We start from the raw sequence: 16383 nt of genomic DNA, 5'->3' as shown, positions 1-16383 counted from the left end.
TACAAGACAATGTAGTACCAATGCAGGCAAGAAAAACTTCGTGACACAAAATAAACAAGGAATATAAGAATGGCAAATAGCCCAACCAATACTCAAGAAAATGCTCTTGTTGTTTTTAAAGAAAAAGCTATTAGACGCACATGGCATAATGAACAATGGTGGTTTGTTATCAGTGATGTGATTGCGGCACTCACTGACTCAGCAAACCCTTCTGGCTACCTCAAGGATATGCGACGCAGAGATCAGGAGTTAAACAAAGGGTGGGGGCAAATTGCCACCCCCCTTTCGGTCGTAACAGAAGGAGGTAAACAAAAGGTAAATTGCTCCAATACAGAAGGGATTTTACGCATCATCCAATCTATTCCCTCCCCTAAAGCAGAACCCTTTAAACTCTGGTTGGCTAAAGTAGGCTATGAACGCATACAAGAAATTGAAAATCCAGAATTAGCTCAAGAAAGAATGAAACAACTCTATGAACAAAAAGGTTATCCTCAAGATTGGATCGACAAGCGTTTACGTGGTATTGCTATTCGACAAAATTTGACTGATGAGTGGCAAGAGCGAGGCATTACTCAGCAAAAAGATTATGCAATTTTAACTGCGGAAATTTCCAAAGCTACGTTTGGCATGACACCCAATGAATATAAACAGTATAAAAATTTACCTGAAAAATCCAAAACCAATTTACGCGATCACATGACGGACTTGGAGCTTATTTTTACTATGCTTGGCGAAAAGGTCACTACAGAAATATCTAAGGCTGAAAAACCAGAGGGCATGATTGAAAATAAAAAAGTAGCTCAGCGTGGAGGGGCTGTCGCAGGTAATGCACGCAAAGAAACAGAAAAAGAATTGGGAAAAAGCGTGATCAGTAGCAATAATCATTTACAGCTAAGCAAACCGGATAGCTCGGACAAAACATTACAAAAAAAGAAAACACGTAAGCAGGATATCTCACATACAGATGAATGAATTCCATCTAATTGATTTGGCCTGAACTGTTTCCAAATAGGAAATAGTTCGCGCGTAAATTTGGAAATTCCGATTATTGCAACTAACAAAAAATTTTTGTCAGTTCATCAAAAAGTAGCAGATGAACTATCAAATAATTTTTGACAGTTCATTTAACATGGAGTGTTATCGAATAATAATTGGATTAAAAGAGGTAATCAGACATAATCTAATCAGTTATAAATAAATGGATAGATTTTGTCTGATTTAATTAATAGCCTGTTGATTCGGCTTACTTTTATAAAGCACACGCAAAATAGTATCAAGTACCATATCAAGCCGTTTACTAACATCTTCGGCAAGAAATCTCAAAACTATATAACCATGCTCCTGCAATAACAAATCCTTACGCCTGTCAGTACGATAAGCTTCCTTGGATGAGAGATGTTGAATCCCATCAATTTCAATAGCCACACGAGCGTCACAACAGAGCAGATCTACCTCCATACCGCCCAGCCCATCAAATGGAATCGTTAATACGTGATTTAGTTGAAACCGTCCCTTGGTTTCGGGTAATGTCTCTAAGCGACAAAACAAAAAAGCTTCAATGAGACTACGAGCGCGATCAATTTGATCGGATTCTAACATCGCAACATCCGAGAATAACTGCGCTAATGGGTTATCAACACCATCTAAAACCAAGCGTCTAATGGTACTGCCATAATCATTTTTCCAAAGAGGCTCCACGGGAAGAACAACATCTGATGGCCATCCAGGGTAAGCACTCGCTGGCTGTATTATTTTATAACCAACAGACTCATAAGCACTGGATCTGCGTTGAAACATACGCTCTAGCATAGGAACTGCTAAATCGGCATAATCATATACATGCACATCTTTTTTTGTATCATGTAATCGATGAAGGCGTCCCACATATTGAGCGATCGTTCCTTTCCAAGAAATAGGCAATGTCAAAAATAAAGTATCTAAGCGCGCATCATCAAATCCTTCACCAACAAATCGACCGGTGGCAAGCACAACACGTTCTTCATCCAGAGGAATCACTGTTAATTGTGATATAGCTTGTTTCATTTCTTTAGCGCCAAGGCCACCTTTAAGTACAATTAAATGGCGTACTTGAGACTTTAACTGTTGATAGAGTATATCCAGATGTTCATTTCGTTCCGTTAAAATAATAGGTGATCGTCCTTTTTGGACAGCATGAATCACGTCATTACAGATCATTTGGTTGCGATAATCATCATGCATTAATTCTTCATATAAATCTTGAAATTGAATGCGTAAATTTTCATTAATTTGTTTGTAAGGACGAAAACTGGTTGGGCGCACAAAAACATAATGCTCAAAAGGTCTAACAATGGCTTGAGCTTTAGCATCCACACGATGAAGAATAGAACCACAACGCATCATAATAATGGGATGGCGACCATCTTTACGCACCAGTGTAGCAGACAATCCTGTAATAAATTTAGCTTTAACTTGTCGAATAATATCGTCAAAACTAATGGATGGAATGTGGTGGCATTCATCGACAATGACATACCCATATTGAGAAATCATACTCTCAATTTCAGTATGCTTGGTGAGGCTTTGAATCAGTGCGATATCAATAAATCCTGTAATTTTCTTCCGCCCCCCACCAAATCGGCCAATTTTTTTAGCAGGAAGCCCAAGAAAGGTTTGTAGCCTCTCTACCCACTGATCTTGCAATTGTTTCGTATGAACAATAATCAATGTGTTGGTTTTTCTCTTAGCAATCATCCAAGCAGCAACAACCGTTTTACCAAATGCAGTCGTTGCAGAAAACACTCCAATATCTGATTGCATTAACGCATCTACAGCAAGCTGTTGCTCTGGTCTTAGTTCACCACAAAATTGAATATCTAATGGCTCTCCTGCAAATAATTCTTCTTGAGTGGTGTATTTAATTTTTAGTTCACGCAGCAGTTTCGTAATATCATCAAAACAACCACGAGGAAGCCCAATATGATGCGAATAATCACGAGCACAACCAATAATGCGAGGCTTGTCATAAACGGGTAATCGCATTGCTTGTGCTTTATAAAAGTCAGGATTTTGAAAAGCAGCTATACGAATCAGTCGGTTTAATAAGGGGGATGGCAGCGATTCTTTTTCAATAAAAATCTCATTACTGATGATCAAATGCACTGATTTAGGTAATGTATCAATGATTGGCAATGGGACCGGGGGTTTCCAAGGTGTTCTATTTTCCTCTTCAATAATCTCTAAGCGAATACCAACAACACGCCCTTTTGCTTCCGCCTCACTAACTAATTGTTCTATTGCAAAACGAGTCGCCTTTTTAATACCTGCAAGATAAACCCACTGATCTTCAATAACTTGTAATTGTTCATCGATAAATACGCTATTACCAGCATGGCGTGCTGCTTTTTGTAGAGGTAAGGCAATTAAGTTGCCAAAGCCACCTCGCGGTAAAGTATCTTGATTGGGAAAAAATCGATCATAAGAATCCAAGCCAATCTCAGGATTAGATTCCATAGTTTCTGTTAAGATTGATGCGCCTAATTTTCTTGCCAATGCTGCAGGAATCGATTCCTCAAAAAACAACCAAACATGCGCACCTTTGCCAGAACGAGAGCGTTCAAGTACTGCTGGCAAATTTTTTTGATGACACGTTTTCAGAAAAGCAACAGCATCATATTCCCAAGTTGCTTTGTCAAAATCAGCCGCAAGAAAATAACAGGTCTCGTCCAATAGCATAGGATAAATACCCATCACAAAATCGTGACCTTTATTGTCATAACCTTGCAGATGCCAATAGACAACTTCATCGCCTATAGGGATAAATTGTCGATGCTGACAATCCATGCACTTGATGCGCGGTTTTTCGCAGATATTTCTAACCCATTCATTGTTACAAGCAGGTGCATATCCGGACTTTTGTGTTTTTCTATTTTGAAATCGGCGAGGATAAACATCTGAACGCCCCCTAAATAGAGATTGAAATAAAGCTATTTTTTCTGCTGTTGACGAGTGTTGGTTAATCATAAATATCAGCCGGTTGGAAGCTGGTTAAGTATAACTGATGATTGATATAAAAAATAATTAACAAAAATGACGAAAAATTTCTGGTAATTGATACACTGATTTTGCAAAACAAATACGAATGTATTTTTTACCCACAGCCGATGTAAAAAAAATAGAGCCTGGAATCGTTGCTATTTTGGCTTTTTGCAGAAGCTGCTTCGATGCCGTTTCAGCATCATTAAAATGAGTAGATATATCAAGCAAAATATAATAAGTACCCTGTGGCACTATAGCTTTAAAACCTAAGCTAGTGAATGTATTAATCACAATATCTCGTTGTTTTTGATAAAATTGCATCATGTTTTTGTAGTAAGAATCATCTAAAAGGACAACACGTTTCGTAGCATGTTGTAATGGGGTAACAGGACAGACGTACAGCAAGTCTTGAATTTTAGCCATTTGGCTTATGAGGTGAGATGGTCCTGCAGCATATCCTAACCGCCAGCCTGTTGCATTATAGGTTTTCGAAAACCCTGAAATCGTAATAGTTCTTGATTTGTTATCACCTAAACGAGCAAAAGAAATATGCTGATGTGAATCATAAGTAATGTACTCATAAATTTCATCCGAAATCACATCAAGATGATATTTATCAACAATCGCACTCAATGCATTCAGTTCTTCCTCTTGAAATACTTTACCTAATGGGTTAACCGGATTACAAAGCACTATTCCACGAGTCTTGATGCTGATGGATTGCTCTAATTGTTCCAAATCAAAAGATAAATCATGGAGGTTGAAAGGAATTAACTTAACTTGAATACCAAAAAACTCCAAAAGATTTCGATGCGCAGGATAAAAAGGTTCAAAAAGAAGCACCTCATCCCCTGGCTTAAATAAAACTTTTATAGCACAGGTTAATGCCCCAGTTGCTCCATGCGTAATGATAATTTCCGTTTCGGGATCAGCAGTTATTTGGTTAAAATGATGAAATTTATCAGCAACCATGTTCCTTAAGTCACCTAGTCCTCTAGAAGATGAATAACTATGCATTACTTGATCCTCCAGCGCATTATCTACTCCAGATAACAGTTCCTCTGGAACAGGCAAAGAAGAAATCCCCTGGCTTAAATCTATCCCATTAATTTTCTGGCAATATCCAATAACCGCTTCTATATTCCATTCATCCTCTACACAGCTCAGCAACATACTTCTTCCTTTTTTACAAACCCATTCATAAGCAAAAATAATTTGTACAACAACGTGTCATTAGGGAGATAATGCCAATAGCTCACTTGTTCTTTGATACAACTCAGGGAAAAATTATCGGTTAAAGAAGAACATACGCTGATTATCTGCAGATCAATGAATCGAATAAAAAAACGCATTAAACTCATGAGCTGCTCACAAAAAAACAGGTTATGCTCGCCCAGGATATTTAACTCATTGTTCATAATGCTTCTTTGCACCATAGGAATATAACTCATCTGTCTTAATAAAAATTGCATACAACTCCCTTCTTCTAAATACCAAATTGCATGCATTTTCCTTTGAACTTCACGAGAGATTTTGCATAATACCTTCATAAAGCTTTTAACCAACAAGGCATTTAAACCCAATTGCGATGCAATCTCCATTAAATGATGGCATTGCTCCTGTTCAACAGAAGGTACATAAATTGGTTTATTGAGAAGAAACTTCAACGAGGCTATAATACGGACATAATTCATCCTCATGTGCATCAAACTAATTAACTCATCATGGGCTGTTCGCATGCTACCTCCTTAACCCTATTGTTGAATCAACCATTTGCAAAAAAAGATGAGGCTCATATTGACGTATTTTTTGATGCTGCTGCATCAGCTCTTCCCTATTTGTTCCAAGAGAAGTAATAAAACCAGGACAGTTAATTAACGTACTCGTTTTCTCAAGAACGCCCTGCGTTTTCATTAAAACACTGTGAACATGAGGCAAATTTTTAATCGCCATCAAATCAGGCCGATTACAAATCTCGCCATGAATGGGTGAAATCATAAAGGTACACAGCAGACGTTTACGTAAAGGGAGTTTATTTTCAGGTCGTAATATTTTATGGAAATCCTCAGAATTGAGATAGGATTCAGCAACCATAGAAATGTGGTTGTACCCTAAGCTTTCCGTGTAAGCAGAAAGATCTATACCACCAATGGGTCGTGCTGCAGTTTCAATCAGTACAGGAGTAGTCTCATTGACTAACATCACCTCACTGTGGCCGGCACCAAATTGTATACCCAAAGCATCAAGCACTTTTTTTACGTACTCTGACAAAAGTTCATAAAGCAATTCATTTTCGACTGGAGACAAAACTTCCGCATAATCATAAACAGGCGATGCGTTTATGGTTATTTTATTCACTCGAATAATCTCTGTAACATAATGCCTTCCGTTACTGCTCACTGTATTGACCACATATTCTATTCCATGAAGATAAGGCTGAACGAGCAGTTCGTTATTGTTCTCCCCAAGGGCGTTTACTGTGTCAATCAATTCATTAAAAGCCAACTGCACTTCTTCCTGATTTTGGCAAATGCTCACTCCATCAGTTCCTGCACTGGCTAAGGGTTTAAGCACAATAGGGTATTGGATGTCTTGACTCTTTAACCAATTAAAAATAGCCTCACTCTTATTGGTTTTAAACACTGGAATTGAATTGACTCCTGCATACTCCAATGCTTTTTGCATGTCGTATTTATTTCTCCGTGCGCTACTCAGCTTAGGATCGTTCGTTGTTGGAAGCGATAATTTTTGACTTAAGCTGTCCGCAAGTAACACAGCGATTTCAGAACCAGGAATCACTGCTTTTATATCAAATTTGGACAACTCCTGGATGATGGGTTCATCATCACCATCCCAAACAAAATTATTAATAAAATCATGTTGCCGAAATGAATCTAAATAAAAGGAACTAATCGCAGCTCCTGGTTGAACATGGATGCATTGATACCCTTTGGAAATAAAAGCGGGCGCCAAATACTGACCGGTGGAATAAGCACCAACAATGACAATTAGTTTATTGTTTACATTCATCACTTCATCCTTTTTTATTGATTGCTACAAAAAAGGGAATGGAGACGTTCACGAGTCCCGTACTAAGCCCCACTCCCAATAAACTTAAAATAATGCCTGTTATTTGCAGTAAGCTAATCGATTGCTGCAAAACAACAACCGCGATCAGCAAAGCAAAGGGAGGCATTAACAAGGTAATCATCCCTGTTTTCGAGGGACCAAGGTATTTCACACCCTGAGACCACCATAAAAAAGAAAGTACCCCACCCAATCCGATGAGATAGCTCATATATAAACCGAAATCCCAGGTAAGATGCCCCAAAATAAGCTGGTGATCACCTAAAAAACTGACTGACAGGAACAAAAGGCTGCCAGCAATAGTTGCATAAGCGGTCGTATGCAATGAAGGTAGATGATTCAACACCGATTTGCCTAAAATAGAATATAAGGAAAAAGAAAAGGCAGCTAAAAGAAGCAGCATATTACCCAACATAGTGTGCAGATTAGAATGGATACTCCAATCACCGGTCAAGGTAGCTGTTGCACCTAAAAAGCCAGCCAGCAAGCCTAAATATTGTGACTTGCTCAATGAATCTATCGCTTTAATGCGCGAAATAAGCACGGTAGTTAAAGGCTGAACCGTCGGGATTAAAAGAGATGCGTTAATTGCTGAGGATAAAGACAACCCCCAATAAACCAGAACATTATAAACCACCACACCCCAAAAACCCATGCATAACAATGGCCATATCGCAGCACGAGGCACCATCAACCACCGGTGTTTTTTTGAACAAAAAAGAATTAAGATAAATCCTAAAGAAACACCGAGATTACGAATAATTAGAGTAGTCATCACCGGCTGTTTCGTTAATGCAAGTTGCCCTATGATAAAAGCCCCACCCCAAATCAGTTGCACCATAATCAATTGCAAATAAACAAGAAGTTCTGATTTTTTTTCCATTATCCGCTCCTTAACCCGCCAAGTAACCACCATCAACCGGCATAATAGCTCCAGTAATAAACGAAGCCTCTTCTGATGCTAAAAATAAAACCGTTTTAGCAACTTCAATAGGCAAGCCTAACCGACCCAACGGATGAACTGCCCCTTTTATCTTTTTTAATTCCGCAACATTAGGGACTATGCCAATAGCCCTATCCGTCATTGGCGTATCAATAATTCCAGGGGCTACTGCATTGACACGAATAGCGTAAGGGGCATACTCAATCGCCATGGCCTGAGTCAATAATTTAACAGCCGCTTTACTGGCGCTATAAACCGCATCATCCTTCCAAGCTAAAAAGGAGGCAACAGACGCCATATTGATAATGACTCCAGAAGAGCACTTCATCATGTGTGGGAGTACATACTTGGAACATAAAAAAACACTCTTTACATTAGCATCCATCACTTGCTGATAGTGTCCTTCTGTAAAATCAGTGACGCTCCCAGAAATCTCTATCCCTGCATTATTGAATAGAACATCTATTTTTCCGTAACGCCCCATTACCATATTGACTAGATTTTTTACATTATCTGTATTGGATGCATTAGCTGGGTAATAAATACATTCTTGGTTCCTTGCTTTAAAAGCCGCTACCACTTCTGCTTCTTTTTCGGCATTAATATCTGCAATCACCGTTAGTGCACCCTCTGCTGCAAATTGGTGGGCTGTTTCAAGACCAATGCCTGAGGCGCCCCCGGTAACAATAACTACTTTATTATTAAATCGATTACTCATATTGTACTTCCTGTTAGATTGCTTGAGATAAACCACCATCAATATTAATGGTTGTTCCCGTAATGTAATCCGCCAAACTCGAGGCTAAAAAAGTAATCAAAGCAGCCACTTCTTCAGCCCGGCCAATTCGTCTTAAGGGAATTTCTTCACAAAGGTTTTTTTCGATCAATTCATCAGGATTTCCTGTGGCTTGAAACAAGGTATGAATAAATGCTTTGTATCTTGGCGTTTCAATAAATCCCGGATTAACTCCTGTAATACACACATTGTACTGCGCTGCTGTTTTTGAAAATGCTTTGATAAAGTTGATTAATCCTGCATTAATCACACCTGACATCATTAAGTGAGCCGAAGGCTCTTTGCCAGTCAACCCAACAACATGAATGATTTTTCCCGAATGTTGTTTTTTCATCAATTCAAAAGCGCATTGTGTTAGCCGAATATAGCCTAATAATTTTTTTTCACAGGCTTCCAACCAACTTTGATTGGAAAAAATCTCCGCATGCGGACTAAAAGAAGCACCCTCTGTGCTGTTCACTAAAACATCTATTCTCCCAAAGCAACAAACTGTTTGAGCAATCAATAGCTGGGCAGCTTCAATTTCATAAATATCTGCTTCAAAAAGTTCAATCGTGCATTGTGGAGAATTCACTAAAATAGACTTTTTTGCTTCCTCTAATGTAGCTCGTGTTCTTCCACATAAAAATAAACAGCAACCCTCTTGGGCTAATCGCTGAGCACTGGCCAATCCAATACCTGAACTACCGCCTGCAATAAGTGCTACTTTTCCGTTAAGATGCAAATTCATGATTAGCAGCCTCGCTGATACTTTCGAGGTTTATTGTAGCGATGAGGCAAAAATAGATTAAGCGAAATAGCTGTTTCTGCAAATGGATTATAGGCTCCATGAACCACTTCATCGGGAGCATAATAAATTTTTCCAAAATGAAACTGCTCCTCTTCACCCCCTACTTGCATAAGGTAATTACCCTGAACTGCAATACCAATTTGTTCCCCACGATGTTGATGCGTTGGCATTGAGGCATGTTGAGGTATTGTGCTTAACATCACCTCGCACCAAGAGCTTAAAAAAAAGCGCATATTAATTCCCGTTCTTAAGGTGCGCTCATTTTCCGGATAAATAAAATAACCCTGTTTTTCAGGAAAGATTTCCTCACAGTGCTTACGTTTAATATCAAGACCTATAGCAACTTTCCCGGAACGATTAATTGCTGAATGCGCTACATTCGGAGGGATGGCGTAGGCATTACTTAACTCTTCCAAAGATTCTTCTGTTCCGTCTATTTGTATGCTAAATGAGCCTTTCAATGCCATCCCCATTTGACGCTCAGGGTGCGCATGCATTTTAAGTTCTGCACCAGGAGCAATAGTGGAAATTAAAATTTTTGTTTGACTCGGATCGTTCAGCTCAAACAAATAAGAGTTAATTCCCTCATCAGAACTAATGTGCTGAGGGATCGGAAAAAAATGACTCATACAACAAACTCCTTTTTAATAAATACTGACCATCCCATTCGAATGGGACCATATAAAGCACAACAAACGAGGTTATATTTTTTAATCGCATTCATATTGGTTAACGCCAAATCAGCTTTATTCTCATATACTTCCAAAGCTGCTTTACTCGTTGAACTAACCAACTTAAGTTCGTAATCTGATACCTCAATCTGAGCCAAAAGATTATCCAATAAAAGAATCGGTGCAGGATGAGAAACAACTCGACAGGAATGCTGAGAAAGCACCCTGTCTCGGCGTCTGGCTAGTCCATAGGCAGGCGTATCAAATTGAAACATTCGATATAAAGCAACTTGGGGGTTAATGTAAAATAAATTAATATCATTGTACGCATGTGGAACTAATGCCATATAAAGCTCACCATGAATTAACCCTTGCAAAACTGATCGAAAACTATTTAATAACGTAATTGCATAGCTTTTAGGGTTCTTTTCATCAGTTTGAATAAAATAGGCTGCTGCAGCTTCGCTACTCGTCCCTGACGGTCCTAATGTACCAATTTGTATTACGTTTCTCTGTTTGTCCATGTTTAAATCCCCGATTAGCGTTCAGCATAATATTTTGCGACGCATTGAATGACATGCATGGTTTGTGCATAATTTAAACGAGGGTCTACTAAGCTTCTATAGTTTTTCTTAAAATCAGTGACTGAACTACTAATAGGGGATTTGTAATCGACACATTCCGTTACATTCTGATGTGTTGCTTCAAGATGAATAGCATTCAGTTGGCTGCCCATTGTTTTATGAATCAAAAAAGAACTCTTAATTTCCTCAACAATAGAGCTGAGTTTTCTAATCTTTCTCCCCGAACTTAGAGTTTCAGTATTTCCATGCATGGGATCACAACTCCATAAAACAGTACGTTGCGTTTTTTTCACTGCTTTAATTAATTGTGGCAATTTGCGATGAACCTGTTGTACCCCTAATCTGGGAATCAACGTGATACGGCCAGGAACATAATCAGGATCTAATTGATTGATGGTTTTTATGAGTGTTGGAATAGAGGTATCTGGCCCTATTTTTAGCGCCATTGGATTGGCAATTTTTTTCAAACAGTCAATGTGCTCCATACTACTGATGGTACGCTTACCCAACCATGGAAAATGCGTTGAACGGTTGTAATATAATCCCGTTCGTTTATCCAGTCGAGTTAATGCTTGTTCATAACAAAGCAATAAGGCTTCATGACTTGTGTGTATTTTTTGCTCTGTTTTTAGTTCTCGATTCCATTGATTTATTTCGTTATAAATAGACGTGGAGCAATTATAACCTAAGAGCATTCGCCAAGGATCAGGAGTACGATGTTGTTTGTGTAATTGATTCACCATATCACCAAAGTAAGAATAAATTCGTTCATTTTGAGAAGTCTCATAAGTATTGCTTCTAGGCTTTGCATATTGCCCCGCAATTCGCCCAACCTGGAGTACCCTATTCCCCGTTTTTCTTTGAAAAAATTCCGCTACCTGTTGAATAAATTCTAATTTTGCATAAGTTGTATCTGAATCACACTCATCAAAACTCTCTGCACAATCTCCTAATTGGATTAAAAAATATTCCCCTACAGCGGCCTGTGCTATCAATTGACGGAGCTTATTAATTTCTTTGATAGAAACCAAAGGAATTTGGGATTTTAAAATATTTTGGATGTGTATCAATTCATTAGCAGAATGATAGAATGGAAGATAATGCTTTTCCTGATTCTTAATCTGCTGGACAGATTCAAACATATATACATTTCCTTGTAACTTAGGTTAACTCTATTAACACAGCTAACTAGCCTTGACTCAATGTGTCACTTAAGGTTATGAAAACTGCAATTTGTAAGTGAGATTTAATCATTTAACTTTATGAACTTATACTGACAATTTATCTCTACTATTAGTAGAGTAAATTTGTTTTTTTGATTAGAATAAGGACATATTAATTAGTTACTAGCTTTTACTGATGTTAGAAATAAAAAAAGTTTTTTGGACTGATGTCAGAAGCATCATGGAGATCATTAACCCTGTTTTTTTTGAACTAGTTGATAAACTTTCTCCTGATTGTAAATTTCCCATGTATCTCGTAGATTATGGTTATGGAGATTTGGTTGGTGATGACGATGGGATATTTTTACCAACCAAAGCAGGTCAATATGTTCGTCTTGATTCAGAGCATATACCTCAAACGATGTTGAATGACTTGGCTTACGGTTTAACAAACAGCCCCTTGGGAATGTTTTTTAACAAATCATTTGAATGGTTTTTAAATACCTCAGATGAGCAAATTAATAGAACTTTTCCTATCTATATTGATTCTCCTGGTACTTTTTTTAGTATAGGGCATATTATTAATTATGGTTATACAGTAACGCATTTACCAAATGGTGTTCTTTTTGTTACAGCAGGTTCTAAATCAAATTTTATGATTCCCAAAATTGGGTGTGGTGTTATGCATTCGCGAATACAGAAGAATTATAATATTACAAAACCTGCTCCTCGTTCTTATCATGAACATGCTGAGATATTTCAAGACATAGTAAAAAGCAGATGTTATAAAAAAAATTGGAGTGCTTCTGTATTATATTTTTCTGAAAGTTGGGTTGAAAATATTAGCAAAGACTCCGCTTGGCAAGAAATTAGGGATTATTTTTACAGGATTTCAAATCATCGGTCTGAATATGCAGTAAATAGCGATTATTATAATCATGTTTATAGAGTCACCAATAAACGGAATAATTTAAAATCTAATTTATTAATATATGAAACTGCACGACATCTTTTTGAGATACTGCTAGGTGCGAAACTTGGTTTTGCTCCTGCAATAGACGATGAATTACTACCATTGTCTCTTATTCAAGAAGTTTATTCAGAATGTTACAAGTTAGAATATCTGCCAATTGTAGCAGTACCTACATATTATAATCATATTAATCCTAAACCCGTTTATTACTCTCTTCAGTACCCTTCTCTTTGTAGTTATTCACCCAAAGCAAGGAATGCATCTACTACTCTTTCAGATCTTATTGCTTTAATTGATGTTGTACATAAATATCAAAAGGATTTCGCTTCACCGATTCGAGAATGTAAGAATACGATTCTTGAGGAGGTTTCTAAAATAACTAAGTTTGGTTTTTATCACTCTGTCACTGAAGGTAGTAGCATTATCCAATCCCCAGAAATTATTCAAGCTCAGGATGAACGCTTCAGAGGTGAGATGAAATTTCCTATTAACGCATCTTTTTTTAAAGGATGTATTTCAATTTCCTCTAGGTAGAATGTATTTTATTCTTTGCTAAAAATAAAATACATAAAAACAATCCAAGCATTCCAGCTAAAATCCAACAGGCATTATAATTATAATACTCCATCAAGAAACCTGAGAGGGTTGGACCAACAATCAAACCCGATGAATAAGCGCTTCTCCATGCACCTGCAGCCATGCCTTTTCGCTCAGTGCCCGCAGACTCATAGCACTGTACAAAGGATGTCGGCATAAATAACATCTCTCCTAAAATAAACGTCAAACAAGCCAGTATTGCTCCTCCAAGGCTGCTGACTATCATCAAGGCAAATAGACCTGTACCTAATAGTAATCCACCAAATGCTAATTGATAATGGATTTTCAAAGGTGATACTATTTTTGTTATTTTGACTTGAAATAAAGAAACAATAATAGGATCAAGCCAAAAAAGGGTTGCAGTTATAGTAAAACTTGCAAAGGTTTCATTTAAAAAAAGTGGGTAGGCAATGCGTTGCTGGGCATAGATTATTCCTACTATAAATACAGCCCCTATAGTAAGATAAAGCTGCTTTTTATTGGCTTGCTGATTTGTTTCTTTTGCTTCAGTAGAGGGCTGTTCAACAGGGTTCTTTCTTACACTTAGAAACTTCATAGTATTAAACGCAAAAAGCAGGAAAAATAAACCAATTACTTCAAAAATTTGTCCGTAGTATTGTGCTGCAAAGAACATGATTAATAGTATGGAGCAGCTGTTACCTAAATTTTCACTGACCACTTTCATACTCTGCGCAAAACGCAGACTAGTTTGATCTTGGGGAGTATTTTGTAATAAGAGGGTGTTATTCGTCGTAAGAAAAATGCTTGTTGCAATACCTATTATGAATGCACATACTGAGATTGCTAGAAAACTCATGCTTTGAGGCAGGCAAAAAAAACCTAAGCCGAGAAGGATAAAGCTGGCAATAATAACATTTTTACTACTTAGCTTGTCTGTGATGTATATGGAGCATAGCGCACCTGATAATGCTCCGAAACCAATGATTGATCCCACCTGACCAATTTGCAATTTTGTTAACGGGGTTGATGTGCTCAAATATAATGAGAGATAGTAAGCAATTCCACCCGCAGCACATTCGAAAAATGAAAAAAGAAGAAGTAAGTAGCAAGTTTTTGATAGTTTGGGCAGTGCGTTTAAACGATGAGATAATACAGCAAACATATTTTTCCTTAAATTTTAATTAGTCCATTTTTATGAGGTTAATTGGGTTAAGACACCCATGTTAGGTTTCCTTTGAGCAAGTGGTGGAATGTAAAGCGTTGACAGTGTTCCAATACTTTGATCTTCAATATCACCTAATGAGAATTGATGTATTCTGGGTTCTACACCTGGGTACATTGCTGCTTCATAAAGAATAGCTCTATGATCTTCCGGGTAATAATTTTTTAATTTGCTTCGGAGTAATTTTAAATGATTAGTTGTGTGGTTGGAGCTAGGTACAGAGCGGTTGCCAATCATACCTACCTGCCAAATGCAAATATGTGCCGTAGGGTCAATTATTTTGTCATACAGTAATAATTCTGTTGCCTCTACATGGAAACATCCGAATTGCCCAGGATCGATTTTAAGATCTGCATAGAGGCAATTTTCAACAGAAATACCAGGTAAAATAATTGTTTCAATCGAATTTTTTTGAGCCGCGATTATAGCTTGTAAGCCTGGATCTGCGAAAATGGTAGGATGCCCATATAGCACTACAGTGATAAAATTATAAGTTTCCAATTCAGCTAGAATTTTATCCCTTATTTTGTCATAGGAGTTCTGTCGATCATTTTCAGAAAAATATGTCGGATCAAGAGATTCTGACAATTTAGAATAACGTTCTATCCATTGTTTGGTAATAGGCTCATTAACCAAATACAAAACCTTATCCGCACTGGTAGTATATGTTTTAAATTCAGTTGTAAAATGTGATATAGACTTAATACCTGAACCAACTAAAGCTAATTTCTTAATGATAAATCCTTTTACTATCGAACTACTCTGGACATATCAGCAAATTGTTCATAACTATTGGATAAAGCCGCCCTTATTTTTTGATTATTTTTAGCCTTAATTGTATCAAGCAGGCCGATCGATTGAAGAATACTATCTTTGTTACTGGAGAAAACAGCTTGTTTAGCCAAGTTTTCGAATTTAATCAAGATGCTCATAATATCCACCTTTAATAACATGTTATAAAAGAGTATAAGCAATATAGAATGAAAAAACCACAGTTAAATAGAAGAGCCAGCGATTCCCGCTTAAATAGTATGCCAGCCTAAAAAACACAGGCGTGTTTTAAATTTAATCAAAAAAGATTCTAACATCCGTTAAACTCCCTTTTCAAACCAAAGAACATCCCCCTCTTTTCCATTAAAAGAGCATTTACAGGCAATAAAAACCAAGAACGAACTATTTTTATCCGCTCAAAATTAAGCAATTAACCATCCACTTCCAAGTTAAATACGACCCTAGCATAACTTCAATAATCGGCAATAGAAATAACCCACACTTCATCCAATCGCCACAAAATCCAGCATAAACTCCCCTGCTGATTTGCAATTCATTAGCAATCGGAACCCATGGTGATGCGCTAAAAAGAAATTTTAAATCCAATAAGCTTGGATTGTGTTCATCCATTATTATCATTCGAATAACCTGAATGAACGCAGATCTCATTGAGTAACGTGAAGCCTTAAGTATAAAGAATTCTTGTGCAAAATTATCAGTATCATCATTTATATACCCATTCAACTTGAAGGTACTGGGTTTATGATCTGAAAATTATCATTAATGCGTCCACGGAGGGATTGAGCTA

The 16383-nt window shown here is 37.4% G+C and carries 15 protein-coding genes; 2 read left to right on the top strand and 13 right to left on the bottom strand.

What is annotated here, in order from left to right; translation table 11 throughout:
• The first annotated feature begins 69 nt into the window (after window positions 1-69).
• Window positions 70-972 (top strand): BRO-N domain-containing protein, encoded by a 903-nt coding sequence (locus ACQY7T_RS09465; protein ID WP_428412951.1) that lies wholly within the window; start codon window positions 70-72, stop codon window positions 970-972.
• A 246-nt stretch (window positions 973-1218) separates the two neighbouring features.
• Here ACQY7T_RS09465 and ACQY7T_RS09460 read toward each other — a convergent pair whose 3' ends face one another.
• The 10 genes from ACQY7T_RS09460 to ACQY7T_RS09415 are packed head-to-tail and all read right to left on the bottom strand — an operon-like array spanning window position 1219 to window position 12030.
• The gene (locus tag ACQY7T_RS09460; protein WP_428412949.1) at window positions 1219-4002 is read right to left on the bottom strand and encodes a TOTE conflict system archaeo-eukaryotic primase domain-containing protein; all 2784 of its coding nucleotides are present in this window, start codon (window positions 4000-4002) and stop codon (window positions 1219-1221) included.
• A 57-nt stretch (window positions 4003-4059) separates the two neighbouring features.
• Window positions 4060-5190: a pyridoxal phosphate-dependent aminotransferase gene (locus ACQY7T_RS09455; RefSeq protein ID WP_428412948.1), complete on the bottom strand. Its 1131-nt coding sequence runs from the start codon at window positions 5188-5190 to the stop codon at window positions 4060-4062.
• A complete protein-coding gene (locus ACQY7T_RS09450) occupies window positions 5181-5756 on the bottom strand; it encodes a chorismate mutase (protein WP_428412947.1) in 576 nt (191 codons plus the stop codon). Before ACQY7T_RS09450 ends, ACQY7T_RS09455 begins: the two co-directional genes overlap by 10 nt.
• Before the next feature lies 1 nt (window position 5757).
• Window positions 5758-7047, bottom strand: coding sequence for an ATP-grasp domain-containing protein (locus ACQY7T_RS09445; protein WP_428412945.1), 1290 nt, complete (start codon window positions 7045-7047; stop codon window positions 5758-5760).
• Between the two features lie 4 nt (window positions 7048-7051).
• Window positions 7052-7987: a DMT family transporter gene (locus ACQY7T_RS09440; protein WP_428412944.1), complete on the bottom strand. Its 936-nt coding sequence runs from the start codon at window positions 7985-7987 to the stop codon at window positions 7052-7054.
• 10 nt (window positions 7988-7997) lie between these two features.
• Window positions 7998-8765, bottom strand: coding sequence for an SDR family NAD(P)-dependent oxidoreductase (locus tag ACQY7T_RS09435; RefSeq protein ID WP_428412943.1), 768 nt, complete (start codon window positions 8763-8765; stop codon window positions 7998-8000).
• A gap of 13 nt (window positions 8766-8778) precedes the next feature.
• Complete coding sequence (locus tag ACQY7T_RS09430) at window positions 8779-9573, bottom strand: SDR family oxidoreductase (protein ID WP_428412941.1); 795 nt, start codon at window positions 9571-9573, stop codon at window positions 8779-8781.
• A 2-nt stretch (window positions 9574-9575) separates the two neighbouring features.
• The gene (locus ACQY7T_RS09425) at window positions 9576-10262 is read right to left on the bottom strand and encodes a cupin domain-containing protein (RefSeq protein ID WP_428412940.1); all 687 of its coding nucleotides are present in this window, start codon (window positions 10260-10262) and stop codon (window positions 9576-9578) included.
• Complete coding sequence (locus ACQY7T_RS09420) at window positions 10259-10828, bottom strand: hypothetical protein (RefSeq protein WP_428412938.1); 570 nt, start codon at window positions 10826-10828, stop codon at window positions 10259-10261. Before ACQY7T_RS09420 ends, ACQY7T_RS09425 begins: the two co-directional genes overlap by 4 nt.
• Window positions 10829-10842: 14 nt before the next feature.
• Complete coding sequence (locus ACQY7T_RS09415; RefSeq protein ID WP_428412936.1) at window positions 10843-12030, bottom strand: 3-deoxy-7-phosphoheptulonate synthase; 1188 nt, start codon at window positions 12028-12030, stop codon at window positions 10843-10845.
• A gap of 217 nt (window positions 12031-12247) precedes the next feature.
• On the opposite strand from ACQY7T_RS09415, the gene ACQY7T_RS09410 reads away from it, so the two are divergent.
• Window positions 12248-13558 carry a hypothetical protein gene (locus tag ACQY7T_RS09410; RefSeq protein WP_428412935.1) on the top strand — a complete coding sequence of 437 codons (1311 nt, stop codon included), beginning with the start codon at window positions 12248-12250 and terminating at the stop codon, window positions 13556-13558.
• On the opposite strand, the gene ACQY7T_RS09405 is transcribed toward ACQY7T_RS09410, so the two are convergent.
• The 3 genes from ACQY7T_RS09405 to ACQY7T_RS09395 are packed head-to-tail and all read right to left on the bottom strand — an operon-like array spanning window position 13551 to window position 15736.
• Window positions 13551-14744 (bottom strand): MFS transporter, encoded by a 1194-nt coding sequence (locus ACQY7T_RS09405; RefSeq protein WP_428412933.1) that lies wholly within the window; start codon window positions 14742-14744, stop codon window positions 13551-13553. The two genes, ACQY7T_RS09410 and ACQY7T_RS09405, sit on opposite strands and share 8 nt — an antisense overlap.
• A gap of 30 nt (window positions 14745-14774) precedes the next feature.
• A complete protein-coding gene (locus ACQY7T_RS09400) occupies window positions 14775-15539 on the bottom strand; it encodes an SAM-dependent methyltransferase (protein WP_428412952.1) in 765 nt (254 codons plus the stop codon).
• A gap of 14 nt (window positions 15540-15553) precedes the next feature.
• A complete protein-coding gene (locus ACQY7T_RS09395) occupies window positions 15554-15736 on the bottom strand; it encodes a hypothetical protein (protein ID WP_428412932.1) in 183 nt (60 codons plus the stop codon).
• Window positions 15737-16383 lie beyond the last annotated feature (647 nt).

Origin of the sequence: Legionella sp., assembly GCF_965140895.1 — a bacterium.
In the GTDB taxonomy this organism is placed as follows: domain Bacteria; phylum Pseudomonadota; class Gammaproteobacteria; order Legionellales; family Legionellaceae; genus Legionella.
The sequence above is the reverse complement of the archived record's forward strand: the minus strand, read 5'-3'. Positions and strand labels throughout refer to the sequence as shown.